General features: G+C 62.5%; 22 protein-coding genes. 5 read left to right on the top strand and 17 right to left on the bottom strand.

The features are described 5' to 3' along the window. Window positions 1-5 precede the first annotated feature (5 nt). The 5 genes from Q1A91_RS14330 (at window position 6) to Q1A91_RS14310 (ending at window position 5,958) form a co-directional block, all read left to right on the top strand. Entirely contained in the window at window positions 6-500 is a 495-nt protein-coding gene (locus tag Q1A91_RS14330; RefSeq protein WP_299878638.1) for a prepilin peptidase, read from the top strand. Window positions 501-568: 68 nt separating this feature from the next. Next, window positions 569-1,876: an ATPase gene (locus Q1A91_RS14325; RefSeq protein ID WP_299878635.1), complete on the top strand. Its 1,308-nt coding sequence runs from the start codon at window positions 569-571 to the stop codon at window positions 1,874-1,876. Window positions 1,877-2,371: 495 nt separating this feature from the next. Further along, the gene (locus tag Q1A91_RS14320) at window positions 2,372-4,825 is read left to right on the top strand and encodes a ligase-associated DNA damage response DEXH box helicase (protein ID WP_299878632.1); all 2,454 of its coding nucleotides are present in this window, start codon (window positions 2,372-2,374) and stop codon (window positions 4,823-4,825) included. Window positions 4,826-4,864: 39 nt separating this feature from the next. Next, window positions 4,865-5,527 carry a ligase-associated DNA damage response endonuclease PdeM gene (pdeM, locus tag Q1A91_RS14315; RefSeq protein WP_299878629.1) on the top strand — a complete coding sequence of 221 codons (663 nt, stop codon included), beginning with the start codon at window positions 4,865-4,867 and terminating at the stop codon, window positions 5,525-5,527. A gap of 8 nt (window positions 5,528-5,535) precedes the next feature. Further along, window positions 5,536-5,958 (top strand): PaaI family thioesterase, encoded by a 423-nt coding sequence (locus Q1A91_RS14310; protein ID WP_299878626.1) that lies wholly within the window; start codon window positions 5,536-5,538, stop codon window positions 5,956-5,958. 4 nt (window positions 5,959-5,962) lie between these two features. On the opposite strand, the gene folD is transcribed toward Q1A91_RS14310, so the two are convergent. The 17 genes from folD to ruvC form a co-directional block, all read right to left on the bottom strand. Continuing rightward, a complete protein-coding gene (gene folD / locus Q1A91_RS14305) occupies window positions 5,963-6,880 on the bottom strand; it encodes a bifunctional methylenetetrahydrofolate dehydrogenase/methenyltetrahydrofolate cyclohydrolase FolD (RefSeq protein ID WP_299878623.1) in 918 nt (305 codons plus the stop codon). 13 nt (window positions 6,881-6,893) lie between these two features. Further along, window positions 6,894-7,364, bottom strand: coding sequence for a hypothetical protein (locus Q1A91_RS14300; RefSeq protein ID WP_299878620.1), 471 nt, complete (start codon window positions 7,362-7,364; stop codon window positions 6,894-6,896). Between the two features lie 99 nt (window positions 7,365-7,463). Next, window positions 7,464-9,140, bottom strand: a complete 1,677-nt coding sequence (locus Q1A91_RS14295; RefSeq protein WP_299878618.1) for a formate--tetrahydrofolate ligase — start codon at window positions 9,138-9,140, stop codon at window positions 7,464-7,466. Window positions 9,141-9,292: 152 nt separating this feature from the next. Then, a complete protein-coding gene (locus Q1A91_RS14290) occupies window positions 9,293-9,877 on the bottom strand; it encodes an MOSC domain-containing protein (protein ID WP_299878615.1) in 585 nt (194 codons plus the stop codon). Between the two features lie 109 nt (window positions 9,878-9,986). Beyond that, window positions 9,987-11,918: an ATP-dependent zinc metalloprotease FtsH gene (gene ftsH / locus Q1A91_RS14285; RefSeq protein ID WP_299878612.1), complete on the bottom strand. Its 1,932-nt coding sequence runs from the start codon at window positions 11,916-11,918 to the stop codon at window positions 9,987-9,989. A 103-nt stretch (window positions 11,919-12,021) separates the two neighbouring features. Then, window positions 12,022-13,281 (bottom strand): tRNA lysidine(34) synthetase TilS, encoded by a 1,260-nt coding sequence (gene tilS / locus Q1A91_RS14280; protein WP_299878609.1) that lies wholly within the window; start codon window positions 13,279-13,281, stop codon window positions 12,022-12,024. A 4-nt stretch (window positions 13,282-13,285) separates the two neighbouring features. Next, complete coding sequence (ybgF, locus tag Q1A91_RS14275) at window positions 13,286-14,134, bottom strand: tol-pal system protein YbgF (protein ID WP_299878606.1); 849 nt, start codon at window positions 14,132-14,134, stop codon at window positions 13,286-13,288. A gap of 18 nt (window positions 14,135-14,152) precedes the next feature. Next, entirely contained in the window at window positions 14,153-14,677 is a 525-nt protein-coding gene (pal, locus tag Q1A91_RS14270) for a peptidoglycan-associated lipoprotein Pal (protein WP_299878604.1), read from the bottom strand. Between the two features lie 87 nt (window positions 14,678-14,764). Then, complete coding sequence (gene tolB, locus Q1A91_RS14265; RefSeq protein WP_299878599.1) at window positions 14,765-16,087, bottom strand: Tol-Pal system beta propeller repeat protein TolB; 1,323 nt, start codon at window positions 16,085-16,087, stop codon at window positions 14,765-14,767. A gap of 132 nt (window positions 16,088-16,219) precedes the next feature. Further along, window positions 16,220-17,335, bottom strand: a complete 1,116-nt coding sequence (locus Q1A91_RS14260; RefSeq protein ID WP_299878596.1) for an energy transducer TonB — start codon at window positions 17,333-17,335, stop codon at window positions 16,220-16,222. Window positions 17,336-17,338: 3 nt separating this feature from the next. Continuing rightward, window positions 17,339-17,821, bottom strand: coding sequence for a protein TolR (gene tolR, locus Q1A91_RS14255; protein ID WP_299878594.1), 483 nt, complete (start codon window positions 17,819-17,821; stop codon window positions 17,339-17,341). 3 nt (window positions 17,822-17,824) lie between these two features. Then, on the bottom strand, window positions 17,825-18,520 hold the full coding sequence (gene tolQ, locus Q1A91_RS14250) for a protein TolQ (protein WP_299878592.1): 696 nt from the start codon (window positions 18,518-18,520) through the stop codon (window positions 17,825-17,827). A 123-nt stretch (window positions 18,521-18,643) separates the two neighbouring features. Further along, complete coding sequence (locus tag Q1A91_RS14245; RefSeq protein ID WP_299878589.1) at window positions 18,644-19,039, bottom strand: YbgC/FadM family acyl-CoA thioesterase; 396 nt, start codon at window positions 19,037-19,039, stop codon at window positions 18,644-18,646. Continuing rightward, the gene (locus Q1A91_RS14240; protein ID WP_299879457.1) at window positions 19,036-19,659 is read right to left on the bottom strand and encodes a hypothetical protein; all 624 of its coding nucleotides are present in this window, start codon (window positions 19,657-19,659) and stop codon (window positions 19,036-19,038) included. Before Q1A91_RS14240 ends, Q1A91_RS14245 begins: the two co-directional genes overlap by 4 nt. 60 nt (window positions 19,660-19,719) lie before the next feature. Beyond that, on the bottom strand, window positions 19,720-20,739 hold the full coding sequence (gene ruvB / locus Q1A91_RS14235; RefSeq protein ID WP_299878586.1) for a Holliday junction branch migration DNA helicase RuvB: 1,020 nt from the start codon (window positions 20,737-20,739) through the stop codon (window positions 19,720-19,722). 55 nt (window positions 20,740-20,794) lie between these two features. Further along, window positions 20,795-21,454: a Holliday junction branch migration protein RuvA gene (gene ruvA / locus Q1A91_RS14230; RefSeq protein ID WP_299878583.1), complete on the bottom strand. Its 660-nt coding sequence runs from the start codon at window positions 21,452-21,454 to the stop codon at window positions 20,795-20,797. Beyond that, the gene (gene ruvC, locus Q1A91_RS14225) at window positions 21,451-21,954 is read right to left on the bottom strand and encodes a crossover junction endodeoxyribonuclease RuvC (protein ID WP_299879454.1); all 504 of its coding nucleotides are present in this window, start codon (window positions 21,952-21,954) and stop codon (window positions 21,451-21,453) included. Before ruvC ends, ruvA begins: the two co-directional genes overlap by 4 nt. Between the last annotated feature and the right edge of the window lie 33 nt (window positions 21,955-21,987).

The raw sequence follows: 21,987 nt of genomic DNA, 5'->3' as shown, positions 1-21,987 counted from the left end.
CTCCGATGTCGATCACTGCCCTGACCGCCCTGTGGTTTCTGCCACTGGTCCTGCCGATCTGCTTCTATGTCGCCTATACCGACATGGCGCAAATGCGGATCACCAATCAGGCCGTGATCGCGCTGGCATTGGTGTTTGTGGTGATGGGGGTCTTCCTGCTGCCGTTTGACGTCTACCTGTGGCGGCTTGCCGCGATGGTCCTTGTTCTGATCGTTGGCGTCATCCTGAACGCGGCAGGTGCCTTTGGCGCAGGCGATGCCAAGTTCTGTGCGGCCGCCGCGCCCTACATTGCCCTGGGGGACCTGCGGTTTCTCATGGCGATGTTCATGGTGGTCCTGCTGGCCGCCGCCGCGACGCACCGCGGGGTCAAATACACGCCCCTGCGCAAACTCGCCCCCGATTGGGCCAGCTGGGATCAGGGCAAGAAATTCCCCATGGGCTTTGCGCTTGGCTTCACACTTGCCCTCTATTTGATCCTTGGTGCCCTTTATGGCGCCTGATTAACGCCATATTCGACAGGTAGATCAGCGTGTAACGCAACCTCTCCTTTGGCAGAAGGATCACCGCAATGAACATGCAATCCAATTCCGTGATGGCCCCGCCGCCCCCCAAACGGCTGGAGGACATGCGCCTGCCCATCGTGATGATGCGCGACATCCTGATCAAGACGATCTTCCGCAAGAACATCGACATGGTCAGCGAACTGGCTGCTGCCGTCTGCCTGCCCATCCCGGTGACGCAAGAGCTGGTGGACATGGCCCGCGAACAGCGGCTGATCGAAGCGACAGGTACCCTGAACGCCAACAATGGCAATGAAATGGGCTACCAGCTGACCGATGCGGGCAAAGCCCGCGCGCTCGACGCGCTGGCGCAGTCCGAATACTTCGGCCCCATGCCCGTGCCGCTGGAAGTGTACCGCGAACAGGTCAAACGCCAGTCGATCCGCAACATTCAGGTCAGCCGCACGCAGCTCACCGGTGCGATGGGTCACCTCATCCTGCCCGACAGCCTGCTTGACCACCTTGGCCCTGCTGTCTCTGCCGGTCGTTCCATTCTGATGTACGGCCCGCCTGGCAACGGTAAATCCTCGATCTCCAACGGCATCCGCGACGCGCTTGGCGACAGGGTCTATGTGCCGCGCGCCATCGAATACGCCAGCCAGGTGATCACGGTCTATGATCCCATCGTGCACGCTGCCGTGGCGGAAGAAGTGCAGGACCCCACGTCCCTGCGCCGCGTGACGCGCTTTGACACCCGTTACGTCTGCTGCGAACGTCCCACGGTTGTGACCGGTGGTGAACTCAGCCTCGACATGCTCGATCTGGTCTACAACCCCACCGCCCGAACCTATCAGGCCCCGCTGCAATTGAAATCCACCGGCGGCATCTTCATCGTCGATGACCTTGGCCGCCAGAAAGAGCCTCCTCAATCCATCGTCAACCGCTGGATCGTGCCGCTGGAAGAAAGCAAGGACATCCTCGCCCTGCAATCGGGTGAGAAATTCGAAGTGCCGTTTGACACGCTCGTGATCTTCTCCACCAACTTCCACCCCAATGAGATCTTCGACCAGGCCGCCCTGCGCCGGATCTTCTTCAAGATCAAGATCGACGGCCCGGACCAGCAGAACTACCTCAAGATCTTTGCCATGGTCGCCAAGAAAAAGGGCATGCAGCTGGATGAAGCCAGCCTCGTGCATCTGTTGAAGGTGAAATACCCGACGATCGACAACATCTACGCCAACTATCAGCCGAACTTCCTGATCGACCAGATGATCGCGATTTGTGACTTTGAAGGCATCCCCTACAAGATGGCCCCCGACCTCATTGATCGCGCCTGGGCAAACATGTTCGTCAAGGACGAGAAAATCGTAAAGTAGAGGCTGTTATTGATTTTTCTAACGGGTCGGGATTGCGCTTTTCTCAGCGATACTGTCTTCGGACATATTCTTCCAAAAGTTGACGCCATCAGAATTGTGACAAGGATGGTCACGACCATCAAAGCGGTCACCAGCAAGCGATATCTGTTGTCAGACATGTATCCCTCCCCTCAAAGATCCGCCTTCACTGCCGACGAAATTCCGCCTGCCTTGTGTTAAATTAACTTCAACAACCACCCGTAACCTGCTGTTCTCACGACAGTAACAGAAGGTTAACACCTGTCCCCGCGGGGACAAACACCCCTTTTTCACTCCAAGCCCACCCCCATCTCTCTTTCCAAATGGTTCAAAAAACCCGGGGGTATGGGGGCTGGCCCCCATTTGACGGCGCGTATGGGGGCTGGCCCCCAGTACAACAGTGCGTCTGGGGGCTGGCCCCCATTTGACAGCACGTATGGGGCTGGCCCCCATTGCAACACCTGCTACATCTCCGCCATGACCGCATTGCCCGCAACATTCCAAAACTGGTTCCACAGCAAAGGCTGGTCCATCCACCCGCACCAGCAAGACATGCTCGACCGCGCCGACGCCCCCTCCCTTCTCCTGATCGCACCCACGGGCGGCGGCAAAACCCTCTCCGGTTTCCTGCCCACGCTGATCGACCTTGCGGATGGCACGCATGAGGGCATGCACACGCTCTACATCTCCCCGCTGAAAGCGCTGGCGGCGGACATTAAACGCAACCTCACCACCCCGGTCGAGGAGATGGGATTGCCAATCACAATCGACGAGCGGACAGGCGACACGCCTGCCACCCGCCGCAAACGCCAGCGCGCCGATCCCCCCAATATCTTCCTAACCACCCCTGAATCCCTTGCCCTGCTGGTCAGCTACGAAGACGCGCCGCGGATGTTCAAAGGTCTCAAGCGGGTGGTGATTGATGAGATCCACGCCCTGGCAGAATCCAAACGCGGCGATCAGATGATGCTGGCGCTGGCGCGGCTGCAAACCATCTGCCCGGACCTGAAACGTGTCGGGCTTTCGGCCACGGTTGAGGACCCCGCCGCCATCGCCCATCTGATGGCGCGACACCCTGATCCTTGCGAGATCCTGCTGGCCGATCCCGGCCCGGCCCCCGACATCCAGATGCTGCGCACCGAAGAAGCGCCGCCTTGGTCCGGGGGCGGTGCCGCCTATGCCATTCCCGCCGTGCTGGAGGAAGTGCGCAGACACAACACCACGCTGATCTTTCACAACACCCGCGCGCAGGCAGAGATTTTCTTCCACAACCTGTGGCTGGCCAATGACGACAGCCTGCCCATCGGCATCCACCACGGCTCCCTTGACCGGGAACAGCGCGCGCGGGTCGAAGCCGCCATGGTGCGCGGCGACCTGCGTGCGATTGTCTGCACCGGCAGCCTCGATCTCGGCATTGACTGGGGCGATGTGGATCTTGTCATCCAGATTGGCGCGCCGAAGAACGTCAAACGGCTGGTGCAGCGCATTGGCCGCGCCAACCACCGCTACAACGCGCCCTCCAAGGCGCTGCTGGTGCCTGCGAACCGCTTTGAAGTCGTTGAATGCGTGGCCGCCCTTGAGGCGGTGCTGGAGGGCACGCTGGACGGCGATCCGCGAGGACAGGGGCCGCGCGATGTCCTGTGCCAGCATATCCTGATCACCGCCTGCGCAGGCCCGTTCGACGAAGACGTGCTGTATCGGGAATTCAAGACCGCCGGAGCCTATACCAGCCTCACCCGCGCGCAATTCGATGCCTGTCTCGATTTCTGCGCCACGGGGGGCTACGCGCTGCGCGCCTATGACCGCTGGCAGCGGCTGATCCAGCGGCCTGACGGGCACTGGCAGTTGCGCGATCCGCGCGCGGCACAGCGCATCCGCATGAACATCGGCACCATTCAGGACACCGATACGCTCAAGGTCCGCATGCGCCGCAACCGGGGTGGCAAGCCGCTGGGCGAAATCGAAGAGGGCTTTGCCGCAACCCTCACGCCCGGCGATACATTCCTGATCGGCGGGCAGATCGTGAAATACGAAGGACTGCGGGACATGACCGTGGAGGTCAGCCGCGATTCCGCGAAAAAACCCAAGGTGGCCACCTTCATGGGCACGAAATTCGCCACCTCGACGCAATTGTCGGACCGTGTGCAGCAGATGTTCACCCAGGACAGCTGGCCGGAGTTGCCCCCTCACACCGCAGAGTGGCTGCGCCTTCAACGCGAGGTCAGCCAGTTGCCCCTGCCGGGACGGCTGCTGATCGAGAGTTTCCCGCATGACGGACGGGCGCAGACGGCCATTTACGGCTTTGCCGGCCGGAACGGGATGCAGACGCTGGGGCTGCTGCTGACCAAACGGATGGAGGAACTGGGGCTCAACCCACTGGGGTTTCTGGCCACGGATTACGCCACGCTGATCTGGGGGCTGGATCAGATCGACGACCCCGCGCCGCTGTTTGACCGCGCAGCGATCGAGAAGGGCCTTGAGACCTGGCTGGGTGGCAACGCGGTGATGAAACGCACCTTCCGCGCTTCGGCGACCATCGCAGGGCTGATCGAACGCAACAGCCCGCAGGCGCGCAAGTCGGGGCGGCAGGCGACCTTCTCCAGCGACATCCTCTATGACACGCTTTACAAATATGACCCTGAGCATCTGATGCTGGACGTGACCCGCGAAGAAGCCATGCGCGGGCTGGTGGACTTTGGCCGGATTGAGGAAATGCTGGACCGGGTCGAAGACCGGATCGACCACCGGGTGCTGAGCCGCGTCAGCCCGCTGGCCGCGCCCCTGATGCTGGAAATGGGCCGGGTGCCGGTGAAGGGCGCGGCAGAGGAGAAGCTGCTCGCGGATGAAGCGGCGCGGTTGATGGAAACCTCCGGCCTTGCGCAGATCACGCCCGCGCCGTCGCATAAACCGAAGTGGCGGGTCGGCTACTAGAGGCTTGCACCGCAGGCCATTTTCAAACATGAACAAAGGATGAACGGATGTGAGTTCTCCTTGCAGGGCGCGCGGCTGAGCGCGCTTGGCTCTGGCGCGCTGTGGTGGCCGGAGGAAGCGCTGCTGTGCGTCAGTGATCTGCATCTGGGCAAGTCGGAACGCATGGTGCGGCGCGGGGGGGCGGCACTGCCCCCCTATGAGACCCGCGACACGCTGGAGCGGTTGGAAGCGGTGATCAACGCCTGCCAGCCTGCCACAGTGGTCTGTCTGGGCGACAGCTTTGATGATCTTGGTGCAGCGCTGGCCCTTGGGCAGGAGGATCGCTTATGGATCAATCGCTTGCAGGCGGGGCGGCGCTGGGTCTGGATCGAGGGCAACCATGATCCCGGCCCCGTGGATCTGGGCGGCAGCCATCTGGCGGCCCTGCACATCGGGCCGCTGGCCTTTACCCATATCGCGCAGGCGACGGCGGTGGGCGAAGTCTCAGGCCACTACCACCCCAAAGCCGCATTGCACGCACGCGGTCGCACCATTTCGCGGCCCGCGTTCCTGATCGACACGGCCCGCGTGATCATGCCCGCTTTTGGTACGTATACCGGCGGGCTGCGCAGTGAGACGGATGTGCTCAACCGCTTGATGCAGCCGGCTGCGCAGGCCATCATGACCGGCAAGACGCCTGTGGCGTTGCCAATGCCCCGATAGGATTGCCCATGGACCAGGATGCACGTGACCGGATTGCAGAGAGTTTTGCCGCACAGACCATGATGGCCACCCTGGGGGCCGAATTGGCAGAGGTGGCAGAGGGGGCGGTGACCATCACCGCGCCCATTCTGCCGGGCACCCGCCAGCAGCAGGGGTTTGGGCACGCGGGGCTGACGTTTTCGATTGGGGATTCATCGGCAGGCTATGCGGCTTTGACGATGCTGCCGTTGGACCAGGAGGTTGTCACCGCCGAGATCAAGATCAACTTGCTGGCGCCTGCGCGGGGGGAGGTGCTGAAAGCAAAAGGCCGGGTGGTGAAACCCGGCCGTCGCCTGTGTGTTGTCACCTCAGAGGTTTTTGCGGTGGATCAGGGCGTTGAGACCCTGATCGCCATTTTGCAAGGCACGATGGTGCCGGTCCCCCGGTCTTGAGGGGTCAGGCGGTCAGCCCTTCGGGCTCTTCCAGACCATTGGCGCGGCAGCAGGCCGTTACGGTGTTGGCCAGCAGGCAGGCGATGGTCATCGGGCCCACGCCACCGGGGACGGGCGTGATGGCCCCGGCGCGGGCGGCACAGCTTTCAAAGTGAACGTCACCGACCAGCTTGGTCTTGACGGTGCCGTCTTCCTTGAGGCCCTTTTCCGGCGCGTCCAGGCGGTTGATGCCGACGTCAATGACGGTCGCGCCTTCCTTGATCCAGTCGCCGGGGATCATCTCGGGACGGCCCACGGCGGCCACCACGATGTCCGCGCGGCGGACCACATCGGCCAGATCCTTGGTGCGGCTGTGCGCGATGGTGACAGTGGCGCTGTCGTTCAGCAGCAGTTGCGCCATGGGTTTGCCCACGATGTTGGAGCGGCCCACAACCACCGCGTCCATGCCGGAGATGGAGCCATGGTGATCGCGCAGCATCATCAGGCAGCCCAGCGGGGTGCAGGGGACCATGGATTTCTGGCCCGTGCCCAGAAGGCCCACGTTGGAAATGTGGAAACCGTCGACGTCTTTGGCCGGGCTGATCGAGTTGATCACAAGGTCTTCGTCCAGATGCTTGGGCAGCGGTAATTGCACAAGGATTCCATGGATTTCCGGGTCGTTGTTCAACTGGTCAATGAGGGCCAGAAGGTCCGCCTCAGACGTCTCCACGTCCAGCTTATGCTCAACCGATTTCATGCCCACCTCAACCGTCATCTTGCCTTTGGAGCGGACGTAGACCTGAGAAGCGGGATCCTCGCCCACCAGCACCACCGCAAGGCCGGGCGTGATGTTGTGGTCGGCTTTCAGGCGGGTGACGTGATCGCCGACTTGGGCGCGGACGCGGGCGGCGAATTCCTTGCCGTCGATGAGGGTGGCTGTCATGTGAATCTTCCTGTTATCTTTCGAAGTGAACCCGATGGGTCCATGTTTTACCGTCGGTGATGAGCAGTTCGTCGAATGCCATCAGTTGAAGCAGATCATAAAAGGTTGCGACATCCTGTAGGTTTTGCTGCTGAAAGAATCCGCCCTTGCGCACCGACACTGTCAACTGGGCCATGATGGCGCGGGCGCGGTACAGGGTTGCGAACACCTCGTCATCCAGTGCGGTCAGGATCAGGGTCGTGGCGCCCTCTCCCTTGCTGAAAAACACAAAACGGGGATTGGCGGGGGCCTCCAGCTGGGCTGTGGTCAGGACGTTTATGAAGTCGATGCGGACCGCTTTGGGTGTCGGCGGAGGGGTGCGGATCACGCGGTCGAATGTCTCTTCCGAGGTGATCTGCGGATAGTAGTAGTCGACATAGCGATCGTTGGCCGAAGCGACAGGGGCGAGCAGGAGAGCGCAGAGAAGTCCGGCATATCTGATCATGAGCTGTCCTTTGGCGGGGGGGTGGAAGGTGCGCAATGAATGCGCACCTTACGTTCGGGTTGTCGGGTGCGCATTAACTGCGCACCGCAACTGTTTGACTTAAAACAAACCTTCGACTTCACCAGCGTCGTTGAGCATGATGCTTTCCGCCGAGGGCACGCGCGGCAGGCCGGGCATGGTCATGATCTCACCGCAAATGGCGACGACAAAACCGGCACCCGCGCTCAGGCGGACTTCACGCACGGGGATGTCGAAGCCGGTGGGCGCGCCGCGCTGGTTGGGATCGGTGGTGAAGCTGTACTGGGTTTTCGCCATGCAGACCGGCAGATTGCCGTAGCCCTGATCTTCCCAATCTTTCAACTGGTTGAGGATCTTCTGATCCATCGTGGCCTGATCGGCGCGGTAGATCTTGGTGGCAATCGTGTTGATCTTTTCGGCCAGTGGCATGTCGTCGGGATAGATCGGTGCGAAGTTGCCTTCGCCCTTCTCGATGGTCTCAACCACTTTGGTTGCCAGATCTGCGGAGCCTTCGGAGCCGAGTTCCCAGTGGCGGCTGAGGACAGCCTCAGAACCTTGGGAAGCGACGTAGTCCTTGACCGCCTGCACTTCGGCGTCGGTGTCGGTGACGAAGTGGTTGATCGCCACAACCACGGGCACGCCGAAGGATTTGACGTTTTCGATGTGACGGCCGAGGTTCGCGCAGCCGTTCTTGACCGCATCGACGTTTTCTTCGCCAAGGTCCGCTTTGGCGACACCGCCGTTCATCTTCATCGCGCGCACGGTGGCGACAACGACGACTGCGGAAGGTGCCAGACCCGCTTTGCGGCATTTGATGTTGAGGAATTTCTCAGCGCCAAGGTCCGCGCCGAAGCCCGCTTCGGTCACGACATAATCGGCCAGTTTCAGGGCCGTCGTGGTGGCGATGACGGAGTTACAGCCGTGGGCGATGTTGGCGAAAGGACCGCCGTGCACAAAGGCGGGGTTGTTTTCCAGCGTTTGCACGATGTTGGGCTGCATGGCGTCTTTCAGCAGGACGGTCATCGCGCCGTCGGCTTTGATGTCGCGGGCGAAGATCGGTTTTCGCTCGCGGGTGTAGGCGACGATCATGTCGCCCAGACGCTTTTGCAGGTCAGAGAGGTTCTTGGACAGGCAGAGGATCGCCATGACTTCGGACGCCACGGTGATGTCGAAACCCGCCTCGCGCGGGAAGCCGTTGGCCACGCCACCCAAGGAGGCGGTGATCTGGCGCAGGGCGCGGTCGTTCATGTCAACCACACGGCGCCAGACAACGCGGCGGGTGTCTATCTCAAGGGCGTTGCCCCAGTAGATGTGGTTGTCGATCATCGCGGACAGCAGCGAATGCGCGGAGGTGATCGCGTGGAAGTCACCGGTGAAGTGGAGGTTCATCTCCTCCATCGGGACAACCTGCGCGTAGCCACCGCCAGCGGCCCCGCCCTTCATGCCGAAGTTTGGTCCAAGCGAGGCTTCGCGGATGCAGACGCAGGCTTTCTTGCCAATGCGGTTCAGGCCATCGCCCAGTCCCACGGTGGTGGTTGTCTTGCCTTCGCCCGCGGGCGTGGGGTTGATCGCGGTCACGAGGATCAGCTTGCCGTCAGGGCGGTCCTGAACGGAATTGATGAAGGACTGGCTGACCTTGGCCTTGTCGTGGCCGTAGGGCAGCAGATCGGCGGAGGCGATGCCCAGCTTTTCACCAATTTCCTGAATGGGGCGCTTTTGCGCTTCGCGGGCGATTTCGATGTCGCTTTTGTAAGACATGGGGTGGCCTTCCTGATGCCGGAGTGATCTTTCGACCTGTCTTACAGGGCCAGAGGGCAGAATCGAGGGGGCGTTTCCGACATTTCCGGCACGTGATGCGGCCCGATGTCGCAGAATCGTTTCTGATCGGAAACGCCGAGGCTGATTGGGGGCTACCCTTCTGGTGCCCAGGCGCGTTGGCCGGGGACATGCAGGCGCATCTTGTCACCCACGCGCAATTCGCCCTGGCGTTCGACCCAGCCACAGACCCCGCGTCGGCCCCGTGCGGCGGGTACGAAGCCTTTGCCGTGGCCGGGGTGTTCCTTTTCGATCTCGCGCGCGGGGTATTGGCAGGGCGCGTTGAGCATGTCGACCACGATGGTCGTGCCGTTTTCGGCCTGCAAGCGGGAGGATGGGGGGACATGGGTGAAGTCGGGGATGCCCGAAAGGACGATGGAAGCGCCGACCAGCAGGGGGTCGATGGCGTCGATGTCGATTTCCTGTGCAATTGCGTTCAGTTCCTCGGCAGAGAGGATGGAGAACTGGCGGACGTTACGGATTTCAGTGCCTTCGGGGTGTTGGGATTTCACGCGCACGCAGGAGGCGCGGGTGAGCCCTGCGTGAAATTCGCCGTCGAAGCCTTCGTAGCTGGCGTAGGCGCTTTGGATCGCTTCGGCGCGGATGTTGTCGCGATTTTGGGGAACGCGGCCCAGAAAGGTGATGGTGGCGACATGGTCGGTCGGGACGAGTTCGGGCATGTGGGTCTCCTTGCGGTTGACCCACCCTTGCTGCGTTGCGGGGAAAAGAAAAGGCCCCGACGATGCGGGGCCTCATTCTATTTTGTGACGTCGCCATCACCCGAATTGATCAGGCGGAGGGTTCAGGCTCCATCCCGCCTTCGGAGGGTGGGGTTTTCTTGACCTTGCCCTTGGCTTTGGGGATCGCGGTGACGCTGGGCGCGTTGCCTTCGTCAGAGCCGCTGTCGTCGTTGTCCTCTTCGGTCGGCGGATTGCCGGCCATGACACGTTTGATTTCGTCCCCGGTGAGGGTTTCGTACTCAAGCAGGCCCTGGGCCAGACGCTCAAACTCTTCCGCGTTCTCTTCGATCAGCTTGTAGGCCAGGTCGTAGCCTTCATCGATGATGCGCTTGACCTCTTCCTCGATCAGTTCCTTCGTCGCGGCAGAGACGGAGAAACCGCCTGCCCCGCCATTGGCCTGATAGCCCGCCGCCGCTTCCTGATAGTCGATGTTGCCGACCTTGTCGGACATGCCGTAGCGCATGACCATCGCACGGGCCAGTTGGCTGGCCTGCATGATGTCACCGACCGGGCCGGAGGAGACGCTTGCCGCGCCGTATTTGAAGATTTCAGCCGCCTTGCCTGCCATGGTCATGGCGATCCGCTCTTCGGCTTCGTCCTTGAACATTTGCAGTTTGTCCATTTCCGGCAGGCTCATCACCATGCCAAGGGCACCGCCACGCGGGATGATGGTGGCTTTGTAGACCGGATCGCACTTGGGCAGCTTGATGCCAACGATGGCGTGGCCTGCTTCGTGGTAGGCGGTTTTTTCCTTCTGGTCCTGCGTCAGCACCATGGAGCGGCGTTCCGCACCCATCATGATCTTGTCCTTGGCCTGCTCAAAGTCGAGCATGGCCACGAAACGGCGGCCCACACGGGCGGCGGTCAGCGCTGCTTCGTTCACCAGGTTGGCCAGATCGGCGCCGGAGAAACCGGGTGTGCCGCGCGCGATGATGCGCAGATCGACATCCGGGCCCAGCGGTGTCTTGCGGGCGTGCACGCCGAGGATTTTCTCCCGACCCTTGATGTCGGGGTTGCCCACGGTGACCTGACGGTCAAAACGACCGGGGCGCAGCAGCGCAGGGTCCAGCACGTCCTTGCGGTTGGTGGCGGCGATGATGATCACGCCTTCGTTGGCTTCAAAGCCGTCCATTTCGACCAGCAGCTGGTTCAGCGTCTGTTCGCGTTCGTCATTGCCCCCGCCGTAACCGGCACCACGGTGACGGCCCACGGCGTCAATTTCGTCGATGAACACGATGCAGGGCGCGTTTTTCTTGGCTTGTTCGAACATGTCGCGGACACGGGATGCACCCACGCCAACAAACATTTCCACAAAGTCGGAACCGGAGATGGTGAAGAAGGGCACGCCCGCCTCCCCCGCGATGGCGCGGGCCAGCAGGGTTTTACCGGTACCGGGAGGGCCTTCGAGCAGCGCGCCTTTGGGGATCTTGCCTCCAAGGCGGGAGAATTTCTGCGGGTTGCGGAGAAATTCAACGATTTCCTCAAGCTCTTCCTTGGCTTCATCGATGCCTGCGACATCATCGAAGGTCACGCGGCCATGCTTTTCGGTCAGCATCTTGGCTTTGGATTTGCCAAAGCCCATCGCGCCGCCTTTGCCGCCGCCCTGCATGCGGTTCATGAAATAGATCCATACACCGATCAGCAGAAGGATGGGCAGCAGGGACATCAGGAAGGTCTGGAAACCCGACTGCTGCTGCGGTTTGGCCGACAGCGGCACGTTGTTGTCGATCAGCAACGAGGTGATTTCCGCGTCACCCGGTTTGATGGACACCAGTTCCACCCCGTCGGTGTTGCGGAAACGGACCTGTTCACCGTCCAGAGTGACCGCCCGGACCTGTCCCTGCTCAACCGCGTCGACAAATTCGGAATACGTTACCTCATTGGTCTGCATGTTGCCGCCAGACCCGGTAAACAGGTTGAAAACGGCCAGCATGAGAAGCAGCAAAATGGCCCAGAAGGCGAGGTTGCGCATATTGCCCAAGGGAATTCTCCTATATCACGAGGGATGCGATATCGCATGACCCACAGTGTCCTACCATGACGGCACGACCTTTGGGGTTAAGATAGACAGCATTTCCCCGCATTCAATGCGTAAGTAGTGCGGCAAAAAAGGTCTCATCACCGCCATCCACCTCCGCATGCCAGTTTTGGCCTGTCCCGGCAAGGGGGGCGGAAAGCAACTCATCCTTGTGCCAGATGGACGGGGTGGAGAGCAAAACCGGGTGCGGACGGCCGCAGGAGCGCCAGTCGGGGCATTGCGCCAGCCCCTCCTCACCAAGCGCGCGGACCTCAAGATCGGAGGCCAATGCGCCGGGGTCGGAGGAGGTGATGCGCCAGCGCCCGTCCCAAAGCACATCCACCGTGGAGCGGACATTGGCCACGGCGTTGAATTCCCGGAATATCCAGACGGCGCCGCCGACGCGGCGGGCGTGACATCCTTCGGCTGTCCCGGCCTGCCCACGCCGCAACCCTTTGAGCACGGACATCACCGCTTGCCTGCGGGCGGGATAGGCCTCCCCGGAGATCCAGTTCATGGCGCGCACCAGCAGGCGGCGCTGCACCTCGTCCGGCATCAGCCGCATCTTGCGGTCGTCCACGACCACCGCGCCGCCATTGACGTAGATACTGTCACGCGCGGCCAGAAACGTTTGCCATTCCAGTGCCTTGCGGGCCTCAAGCATATTGTCGGCCACTTCGGCAAGCCCGCAAACGGTGATGCCCAATGGCTCCAGCGCCTCAAGCACCTTGCGCGCCCGGATGCGTTCGAAGTTTTCGTTTTTGTTGCTGGGGTCTTCGATCCAGGGCACATCGCTTTGGATCAGGTAGTCGCGCAGGTCAGAGCGGCTGGCCCCCAGCAAGGGGCGCACCCATGTCATGCCCTCCATCACCAGCCGTCGCTTCATGCCTGAAAGGCCGTCTACGCCAGACCGGCGGGCCAGGCGCATCAGGACCGTTTCGGCCTGGTCATCCGCCGAATGGCCAACCGCGATCGCCTCCACGTCATGGCGGCGCCCCCAATCGGCCATCATGCCATACCGCGCCCGACGTGCAGCGTCTTGCAGGTTCCCCGATCCGTCCCAGCCTTCCCAGTGCAGAACATCATGCAGAAGGCCCAGCTTGCTGCAGACATCGGCGACCATCTGCGCCTCTGACGCGGCTTCCGGCCGCAGCCCGTGGTCCACGGTGACCACCCGCAACCGCGTGCCGTGCAGGGTACATAATTTGTGCAGCAGATGGAGCAGCGCCATGGAATCGCCCCCACCGGAGACTGCCACCCCCAAAACAGCGGGTGGCCGCGGAAGGAAGGCATCGGCAACCTGTTGTGTGAGGCGGTTTTGCGGCATCAGATCAGTTTGAACAACTCAGGGCGCGTTGTTCAGCCTCGGCGCGGGCGACTTCGGGGCTGGCGGGAAAGCGGATTGCAACCTCGCTCAGGGTGACGCAGGCCTCCTGGGTTTGGCCAAGTACGCCCAGGGCACGGCCGAGTTCGGTAAGGGATGTGGGGGCCAGCGGGCCTTCGGGTGACGCGCTGAAGCTGGCCAGAAAGGCGCGCGCCGCTTCGCGGGTGTCGCCCAGCCCGACCAGCGCTTCACCGCGCCGCAGTTCGGCTTCGGGGGCTAGCGGTCCGCCCGGATAGGTCTGATTGAAGGTCGCAAAGAGGTCCGCGGCGGTACGAAAGTCACCTGTGGCGAGCACCTCCTTGGCCCGGTCGAAATCGGCAGCCTCGCTCACGGCCAGCGACGAGGTATCGACGCCGCCGGTCTGCGGTGACGTTGGTGCCGGGGTGGGCGCGGCCACAACAGGGGTTTCCGTCGGGCCGCCCAAAGTGGTTGTTTCACCCAGAGCCGCCACATCGCCGCCTTCAAGCTCCACCAGACGGAATTCCAGATCACCGATGCGGTTGGTGCCGTCCGCGACGATGCGGTTGACGCGGTTTTCCAGTTCCTCGGTCTTGGACGTCAGCCGTTGCAGTTCGCTTTCCATCGCGGTCATGCGTTCCAGCACGGTGGTGCCTGCGGTGTTCACGCTGGCGCCCCCCGTTGTGGACAGCTCCCGACGGAGTTTTTGCACTTCGACAAACAGCACGTTCAATTCTTGCCGGATGTCGGCAAGGGTCTGCTCGTCCTGGGCCTGTGCCGGCCCGAGGGACAGGTTCAGCGCCAGAACGGCCCCTGCAATGATGCGCAATGTTCTCATGGCTATCCTTAACTGGCCTTAGCTGGTCAGCCCTCCGGCCAGCACCGTGACGGCGCGGCGGTTCTTGGCATAACAGCTTTCCTCCGAGCAGATCTCAATCGGGCGTTCCTTGCCGTAGCTGACAACACGCATGCGGCTGCCGGGCACGCCTTTGGAGACCATGTATTCGCGTACTGCATTGGCGCGGCGTGCGCCAAGGGCGACGTTGTATTCTCGCGTGCCCTGCTCATCCGCGTGACCTTCGATCACGGCCTGATAATCCGGGTTGGACAACAGCCACTGGGCCTGCCCGTCCAGCGTGATCTGCCCTTCGGGCGTCAGGTTGGACTGGTCCACTGCGAACAACACCCGGTCGCCGATGGTCTGCTGGAAATACGCAGGCGATGTGGGATCGCTGGCGCTGCCGGGGACGATGCCGCCGTTCAGGGCGTTTGCTGATCCCGCGCCTGCTCCGGTGCCATCCGCGCCAAAGCGCGCAGGGTCGGTACAGGCCGCCAGGCCAAGTGTTGCGATCAGGAGAGGGACTGTCAAAATCCGGTTCATGCTACTGCCTCGTTTCCGATATTTTTTATTGAGACCTGATTAGCAGGTCCGCCGCGTTTTGGGAACATAACTCGGACCTGCGGGTGTTTACTTTTGCAAAGGCGACCAGGAGGGGTCCGATCCACCCTCGGGTGTGGGCACGGGGCGCAGATTGCGGCCCGAGATGTCCACGGAATAAAGCGTGGACGACCCGCCTGCCCCTTGGGTTTCACGGGCGAACATGATCACCCGGCCATTGGGCGCCCAGGTGGGGCCCTCATCGAGGAACGAGGCGGTCAACAGCCGTTCTTCGGAGCCATCAAGACGCATCACCCCGATGTGGAAGCGCCCGGCGTTCTGCTTGGTGAAGGCCACCAGATCCCCGCGCGGGGACCAGACAGGTGTGCCGTACCGCCCCTGTCCGAAGGAAATTCTTGTGGCTTCTCCGCCAGTTGCGGGCATCACGTAAAGCTGCTGTGTGCCGGATCGGTCGCTTTCAAAGACGATCTTGCTGCCATCGGGAGAGAAGCTGGGCGCGGTTTCGATGGACGGCGTATTGGTCAGGCGCACCGATTGGCCTGAGTTGATGTCCATCGTGTAGATGTCCGTATTGCCGCCCTGCGTCAGTGAAAAGACCACCGTCTGACCGGAGGGAGAGAAGCGCGGCGCAAAGCTCATCGTGCCATCGGCACTTTCCAGCACGCGCCGCTGCACCGACCCGATATCGAGCACATAGATACGCGGAAATCCGCTTTCGTAGCTGGTGTAGAGCACGCGATCACCAGAAGGTGAAAAGCGCGGCGCCAGCACAATGGCGCTGGAATCGGTCAGGAACTGCACGTTCGCGCCGTCATAATCCATGATCGCCAGCCGCTTTTTGCGCGCGTCCTTTGGCCCGGTTTCGGAGACATAGACAACCCGGCTGTCGAAATAGCCGCTCTCGCCCGTAATCCGGCTGTAGACCGCATCGGCCACCTTATGCGCCATGCGCCGCCAGCCATCGGTCGTGCCGGAGAATTGCAACCCATCCCCCAGTTCCGCCCCGGAGAACACGTCATAGAGGCGGAACTTCACCGTCAGGTTGTTGCCAGAGACATTGACCGCGCCGGTGACCAGTGCCTGCGCATTGATCGCTTTCCAGTCGGCGTATTGCACCTCGGCGTTGAAGTCGCTCACCGTGGAAATGAAGGCACTGGCGGGGATTTCCCGGAACAGACCGGTGCCGATCAGATCCTGCGCGACCACGCGCGCCAGATCATTGGCAAGCTGTCCGGCTTCGGCGCTTTCAGGCTGAAAGCTGGGCACGGCAAAGGGCAAGGGTTCGATCACACCTTCGGTGATCTCGATCCGCAGAGGGCCTTGCTGGGCCTGCACCTGACCTGCAACGGCAACAATCATCGCCAGACAGAGGGTTAAAATCCTGATACTCATATTACCTGCATCCTTTCGGGACTGAACCGGGTCATAGTATTATGGGACATTCGGGAAGTTCGAGGGGAAGTTTGCCAATGTTACAGCCCCCGGCAGGGGATTGCCGGTCATCTGCCATATAAGGCGCGCGCATCATCTGCGCCGCATCTCTTCTGGGTTGAATGTGATCTCGATCTCTTTCCACTGTTCGTATTTCTCTGACGGCAGTTGATAGCCGCGCGCCCCACAGCGGATAATCGCACGTCGGGCGGCTTCAAACGCCTGCCGCGCGCCCGCCTCGGATCCGCCGTCGCGCCCTTCCAGCGTGATGGAGCCGGTGATCGGCGTGCCGTCCGGGTTCATCGACACGCTGACAATCACGGTGGTGCTGAGCGCATCGGAAGACAGGGAGCCCACGTTCCAGCATTGGGAGACCGCCACCCGCAGACTGTCCCGCTCTCCTGCGGACAACGGCGGACCGCTTGGGGCGGCGGGCGTGTCTTCTGCCGTTTCGGTCTGCGCTGCGGCCACAGCGGCGGCAATTGCGGCGGCATCGACGTCTGTTTCTTCCTCTGTCGGGGCTTCAGTCTCAGCAACCTGCGGTGCGGGGGCTGCGGGCCGATCCGGGCGGCGGCCCGGTGGGCGGATGGAGGCGGCGGGTGCCGCGGTGGCTTCGGTGACAATCTCTGTCGTGGCCGCTTCGGGGGCGGTGGCTTCCTGCGGCTCCTGCTCCACCGCTTCGCCTTGCGCGTCCGGGGCGACGGCCTCCTGCGCCACCGGGTCGGGCGTTGCATCGGGGTCTGGCTGGGCCACGGGCTCTGGGGCCACCCGCTCCACATCTTCGGGTGCGGCTTCTTCGGCGACATTGGGCACCAACACGGCCTGATCGCCGATGGGTTCCGACAGATCAGGCGGCGTGTCTTCCACTTCCGCTTCGGGCGGCAGGGCGGCTTGTTCGGTCACATCAGGGGCAGGATCGGGGGGCAGCGTTTCGGCCTGCAAGGGTTCGGGCTGTTCTATCACCTCATCCGGTGTGGCGGTCAGATCGGGTTGTTCTTCCTCCACCACGGGCTGCACAGGCTGCGCCACATCGGTGGTGGAACTGGGCGGCTTCTGCGCGGCCAGCAGCGCCTCGAACTCAGCACCCGAGACCATGGAGACCGATTGCGCCTCAAACGGTGGCGGTTCAGAGGCGAAGATATCGCCCAGCAAAAGCCAGCCGATCAGCAGCGTATGCCCCGCACCAGAGATGACATGCCCGGTACCCACCGATCATTCCCCTGTTGTCGGACGGCCATCCAGTGCAGGCCCGCCGATGTCCGTCACAAGTCCGATGTTGGAAAAGCCGCCCGCGTTGAGCGCGCCCATCACTTCCATGACCTGCGCATAGGGAACGGCCCCATCCGCACGCAGGAACACCCGGTCGCTGGTGCGCTCCGCGGCAATGGCGCGCAGGCGAACGACCAGTTGATCGCGCGCCACCGGGGTTGTCTGGATCTGCACGGCGCCGTCGGCGGTGACAGTCACGGCCAGGGGTTCTTCCTGATCGGCAGGCAGGGCGCCTGCGGCGGTACGCGGCAGCTCCACCGGCACGCCTACGGTCAGCAGGGGGGCGGCGACCATGAAGATGATCAACAACACCAGCATGACGTCCACGAATGGTGTGACGTTAATCTCGGACATCGGCGCGCTGCGCCGTCTGCGCCGACGGCGTTTGCCGCCGCCGCTGTCGGATTTGACCACTCCGGCACCCACGGCTCAGCTGTCCAACTGGCGGCTGAGGATGGTGGCGAATTCGTCCGAGAACGCCTCATGCTGGGTCAGGATGCGGTCGCTGTCTGCCGTCAGCTTGTTGTAGAAAATCACCGCCGGGATCGCGGCCAACAGGCCCAGACCTGTGGCCAGCAGAGCCTCCGCAATACCCGGTGCCACAACGGCAAGGTTGGTGTTCTGCTGCTCTGCAATCTCGATAAACGCATTCATGATGCCGATCACGGTACCGAACAGCCCGATAAACGGCGCAGAGGATCCAACCGTGGCCAGCACTGTCAGCCCCTTCTGCAAGCTCTCGGCCTCCTTGGAGATCGCCACATCCATGGAGCGGTCGATCCGCGCGGTGGCACCGGGGATCAACCCGCCATCCTCGCGGTGCGAGCGCCGCCATTCGGTCATGCCTGCGGCAAAGACCTTCTCTGACGGCCCATCGGGAGAGGCGCCAATGGTGTCAAACAAGCCATCCAGCGGCTCCCCGGACCAGAACGCCTGATCAAAGGCTTCCGCTTCGGCCCGTGCGGCGCGGTATTGCAGCATCTTCTGAACGATGATGGCCCAGGACCAGAAGGAGGCGAGGATCAGCATGATCATCACCAGTTTCACGGTCAGTGTCGCGCGGGCAAACAGCCCCCACATGGAGAAATCGACCTCATGCGCGAGGGCGAGCGCCTCTGTTTCCATTATTCCCACTCTTTCCTGTGCCTGCCGTTGGTCTGGCAGCCTGCCGCCTCGGCCCTGATTTTCGGGCTCAATTTGGGCGCAATGTAGCGAGAAACAAGGGGATTGGCTAGACGTCGTCGCGTACTAACCGGTCACATCGAGGTGTGAGCGAACTCTTGCTGGAAGGCGCACGGGTTTTCCTTCCGTCGACATCGACACTGCGGTGACCTTGGAGCGGAACAAAACCGTGTCGTCGCGCCAGACTTCTTGATCAAACATCCAGCGCACAGCGCCCTTGGCATAATGCGTGGTGCGCACTTCCAGCCGATCCCCAAAGCGCGCAGGCGTGATGTAATCCGCCTCCACCCGCGTGATGGCAAAGACGATGCCTTCCGCGCGCATGCTGCGCTGATCCAGCCCCATCTGTTCGACAATGTCCGACCGGGCGCGTTCGATATAGCGCAGATAATTGGCGTAATAGACGATGCCCGCCATATCGGTGTCTTCATAGAAGATGCGGATCGGGAAGGTGTGGCTCATTGCGGGGCCTCCATGCGGGCGGCAAGGCGCAGGGCGAAGGATGGATCCTGCGCGGCCACGGGCAAGACCGGATCATAGGCCGCGCGCAACAGGCTGGCGATATTGGGGCGCAACACCGTTGTCTCCCCCGCCACCATCAAGGCGGAGCGGTCCTGAAACGCGGTGTCAGACCACAGCACCATCGACTGCACAATCTGGCTCAGCGCCAATGTCTGGGCCGGCACATCGCTCAGGTGCTGATCCATGCGCAGAAACACGAAACAGGCCTTGATGGCCCCTGCGGGATCAAACCGGAAAAAGCGGTACTGGTTCGCCTCCGCCTTCTCCAGCCGCGCCACCAATGGCCCCAGATCCGGCACCAGCTTGTCCATGCCCGGCACCTCGATCAATTCCTGCCAGTCGGAAAAGAAGAAGACCATCAGGTTGCTGCCCAGTTCGGCGTCCATCTCGCCCATCTCGTGCCCCGCAAGCTCACAGGTCGCCTCAATCGCGCCTTTCACAACCGCCAGAGTCGCGTCGTCGACACCAAAGACCACCGGGCAGATCGGCCGCCCCCAGCGCGCAAAGGCAAACTGCCCATCCCCGCGCGTAAACAGCGCCTCTATCTCAGCCACATCCATCGCATCTTCCAAATGGTTCAAAAAACCTCCCCGAAGGGCTAAAATCTCTTGTCTTCGGTCTCAACCAAAAAGATCACTCTGCCCCTTGGGCGCGGCCATCCCCAAATGCGTCCAGGCCTTCGCGGCCAGCATCCGCCCGCGCGGCGTGCGCTGGATCAGACCCTGCTGCAACAGGAACGGCTCAATCACCTCTTCCAGCGCATCCCGGCTCTCGCTCAGAGCCGCCGACAGGGTCTCGATCCCCACGGGGCCGCCCTGATAATTCTCTGCGATCAGCTTCAGATACCGCCGGTCCGCGCCATCAAGGCCCAGCTTGTCCACACCCAACCGGGTCAGGGCCATATCAGCCAGCGCTTGCGTCACCCGCCCGTCGCCTTCGACCAGCGCAAAATCCACGACCCGGCGCAACAGCCGTCCGGCAATGCGTGGCGTGCCGCGCCCGCGTTTGGCAATCTCGCGCGCGCCCGCTTCATCGGCCGGGGCGCCCAGCTTGCGGGCGTTGCGTTCGACAATGATGAACAGCTCATCCTCGGAATAGAATTCCAGCCGTGTGGGGATGCCAAAGCGGTCGCGCAGCGGGGTGGTGAGCAACCCCATGCGCGTTGTGGCACCGACCAGGGTGAAGGGCTGCAATTCGATCCGCACGGTGCGCGCAGCGGGGCCTTCGCCGATCACCAGATCCAGCTCGAAATCTTCCAGTGCCGGATACAACACTTCCTCCACCGCCGGGTTCAGGCGATGAATTTCGTCAATGAAGAGCACATCGCGCGCTTCCAGATTGGTCAGGATCGCCGCGAGGTCCCCGGCTTTGGCCAGCACCGGGCCGGAGGTCATGCGGAACCCCACACCCAGTTCGCGCGCCATGATCTGCGCCAGCGTTGTCTTGCCCAGACCGGGCGGGCCGTGGAACAGCGTGTGGTCCATGGCTTCTTCGCGCTGGCGGGCGGATTGGATGAACACCTTGAGGTTCGCGCGCGCTTCTGCCTGCCCGACGAATTCGTCCAGCATCTGCGGACGCAGGGCGCGGTCGAAGTCCTCAGGCAGCGGGTCGGGGCGCACGGTGGGGTCGATCTCGGTCATTAGCAGCTTCCCGTAGGATGGGTGGTTCTTGCACCGCAAGGTTCACCCATCATCCCTACCCCTTTGGCGCCAGGAGTTTCAACGCCGCGCGGATCAGGGCGGGCGTCTCGGCGCCCGCGTTTTCGCCCGCGGCTTGCGCAACGGCCCCTGCGGCATCGCCGGGGCTGTAGCCGAGGTTGCCCAAAGCCGACAAGGCTTCAGCCTGCGCGCTGCTGGTGGGGGCGGCTGCCACGGGGGGCGGTGCGGCGGTTTCAATCACCTCGACCTGTTCTTCCCCCTGCGCCTGCGCCAGCGATCCGGCCATCGCCATCACGCCCGGCGCCTTGTCCTTGAGGTCAAGCACCACGCGCTGCGCGATCTTGGGGCCCACGCCCTTGGCCGCTTTCACCGCGTTCCAGTCGCCCAGCGCAATCGCGCGGCTGACCCCATCGGGGCCAAGTGTGCCGAGGATCGCCAGCGACGCCTTGGCCCCCACCCCCTGCACCGAGGTCAGCAGGCGGTGCCATTCCTTTTCCGCCAGCGTCTGAAAGCCGAATAGCTGCAAAACATCTTCCCGCACCAGCAGATCGGTATAGAGCGCCACGACCTCTCCCACACCGGGCAGTGCCGCCATGGTCCGTTCCGAGCAATAGACCAGATACCCCACGCCCCGCACGTCGATCAGCACGTGATCCACAGTCCGGTAGTCGATCCGTCCGGTGATCTTGCCAATCATGCGCTGGCCCTCATCACGGCCGCCGCCAGCCCGCCTGCGGGGCCGTGGTGGGCGTGGCAGATCGCGATGGCCAGTGCGTCGGCGGCATCGGGGCCGGTGATCTCGGCTCCCGGCAATTGCATCTGCACCATATGTGCCACCTGTGTCTTGTCCGCGTGGCCCACGCCCACGACGGTCTTCTTGATCTTGTTGGGCGCGTATTCGCCCACGCTCAGCCCTGCCTGTGCGGGCACCAGCATCGCGATGCCCCGCGCCTGTCCCAGCTTGAGCGTGCCTGCGCCATCCTTGTTGACAAAGGTCTGTTCCACCGCCGCCGCCTGCGGCTGGAACCGGGCAAACACATCCGTGAGTTGCCCATGCAGAGACAGCAGCCGCGCGGCCAGATCATCGCCCTGAGACTGGCAGACCCCGTTCGCGACGTGAATCAGTTTGCTGCCCGCCACGTCGATGACGCCCCATCCGAGGTTGCGCAGCCCCGGATCTATGCCGATCACTCTGATCATCTGCCCACCCTGCCCAGATTTGTTGCTTTT

Source organism: uncultured Sulfitobacter sp. (assembly GCF_947500075.1).
Classification (GTDB): Bacteria; Pseudomonadota; Alphaproteobacteria; order Rhodobacterales; family Rhodobacteraceae; genus Sulfitobacter.
Note: the sequence above shows the minus strand (reverse complement) of the source record. Positions and strands in the feature narration are given on the sequence as shown.

Bases quoted from the DNA above. Each gene is read 5' to 3' on its own strand.
- Q1A91_RS14330 (WP_299878638.1), top strand. From the start codon at position 6: ATGTCGATCACTGCCCTGACCGCCCTGTGGTTTCTGCCACTGGTCCTG.
- Q1A91_RS14325 (WP_299878635.1), top strand. From the start codon at position 569: ATGAACATGCAATCCAATTCCGTGATGGCCCCGCCGCCCCCCAAACGG.
- Q1A91_RS14320 (WP_299878632.1), top strand. From the start codon at position 2,372: ATGACCGCATTGCCCGCAACATTCCAAAACTGGTTCCACAGCAAAGGC.
- pdeM (WP_299878629.1), top strand. From the start codon at position 4,865: ATGAACGGATGTGAGTTCTCCTTGCAGGGCGCGCGGCTGAGCGCGCTT.
- Q1A91_RS14310 (WP_299878626.1), top strand. From the start codon at position 5,536: ATGGACCAGGATGCACGTGACCGGATTGCAGAGAGTTTTGCCGCACAG.
- folD (WP_299878623.1), bottom strand. From the start codon at position 6,880: ATGACAGCCACCCTCATCGACGGCAAGGAATTCGCCGCCCGCGTCCGC.
- Q1A91_RS14300 (WP_299878620.1), bottom strand. From the start codon at position 7,364: ATGATCAGATATGCCGGACTTCTCTGCGCTCTCCTGCTCGCCCCTGTC.
- Q1A91_RS14295 (WP_299878618.1), bottom strand. From the start codon at position 9,140: ATGTCTTACAAAAGCGACATCGAAATCGCCCGCGAAGCGCAAAAGCGC.
- Q1A91_RS14290 (WP_299878615.1), bottom strand. From the start codon at position 9,877: ATGCCCGAACTCGTCCCGACCGACCATGTCGCCACCATCACCTTTCTG.
- tilS (WP_299878609.1), bottom strand. From the start codon at position 13,281: ATGCCGCAAAACCGCCTCACACAACAGGTTGCCGATGCCTTCCTTCCG.
- ybgF (WP_299878606.1), bottom strand. From the start codon at position 14,134: ATGAGAACATTGCGCATCATTGCAGGGGCCGTTCTGGCGCTGAACCTG.
- pal (WP_299878604.1), bottom strand. From the start codon at position 14,677: ATGAACCGGATTTTGACAGTCCCTCTCCTGATCGCAACACTTGGCCTG.
- tolB (WP_299878599.1), bottom strand. From the start codon at position 16,087: ATGAGTATCAGGATTTTAACCCTCTGTCTGGCGATGATTGTTGCCGTT.
- tolQ (WP_299878592.1), bottom strand. From the start codon at position 18,520: ATGGAAACAGAGGCGCTCGCCCTCGCGCATGAGGTCGATTTCTCCATG.
- Q1A91_RS14245 (WP_299878589.1), bottom strand. From the start codon at position 19,039: ATGAGCCACACCTTCCCGATCCGCATCTTCTATGAAGACACCGATATG.
- Q1A91_RS14240 (WP_299879457.1), bottom strand. From the start codon at position 19,659: ATGGATGTGGCTGAGATAGAGGCGCTGTTTACGCGCGGGGATGGGCAG.
- ruvB (WP_299878586.1), bottom strand. From the start codon at position 20,739: ATGACCGAGATCGACCCCACCGTGCGCCCCGACCCGCTGCCTGAGGAC.
- ruvA (WP_299878583.1), bottom strand. From the start codon at position 21,454: ATGATTGGCAAGATCACCGGACGGATCGACTACCGGACTGTGGATCAC.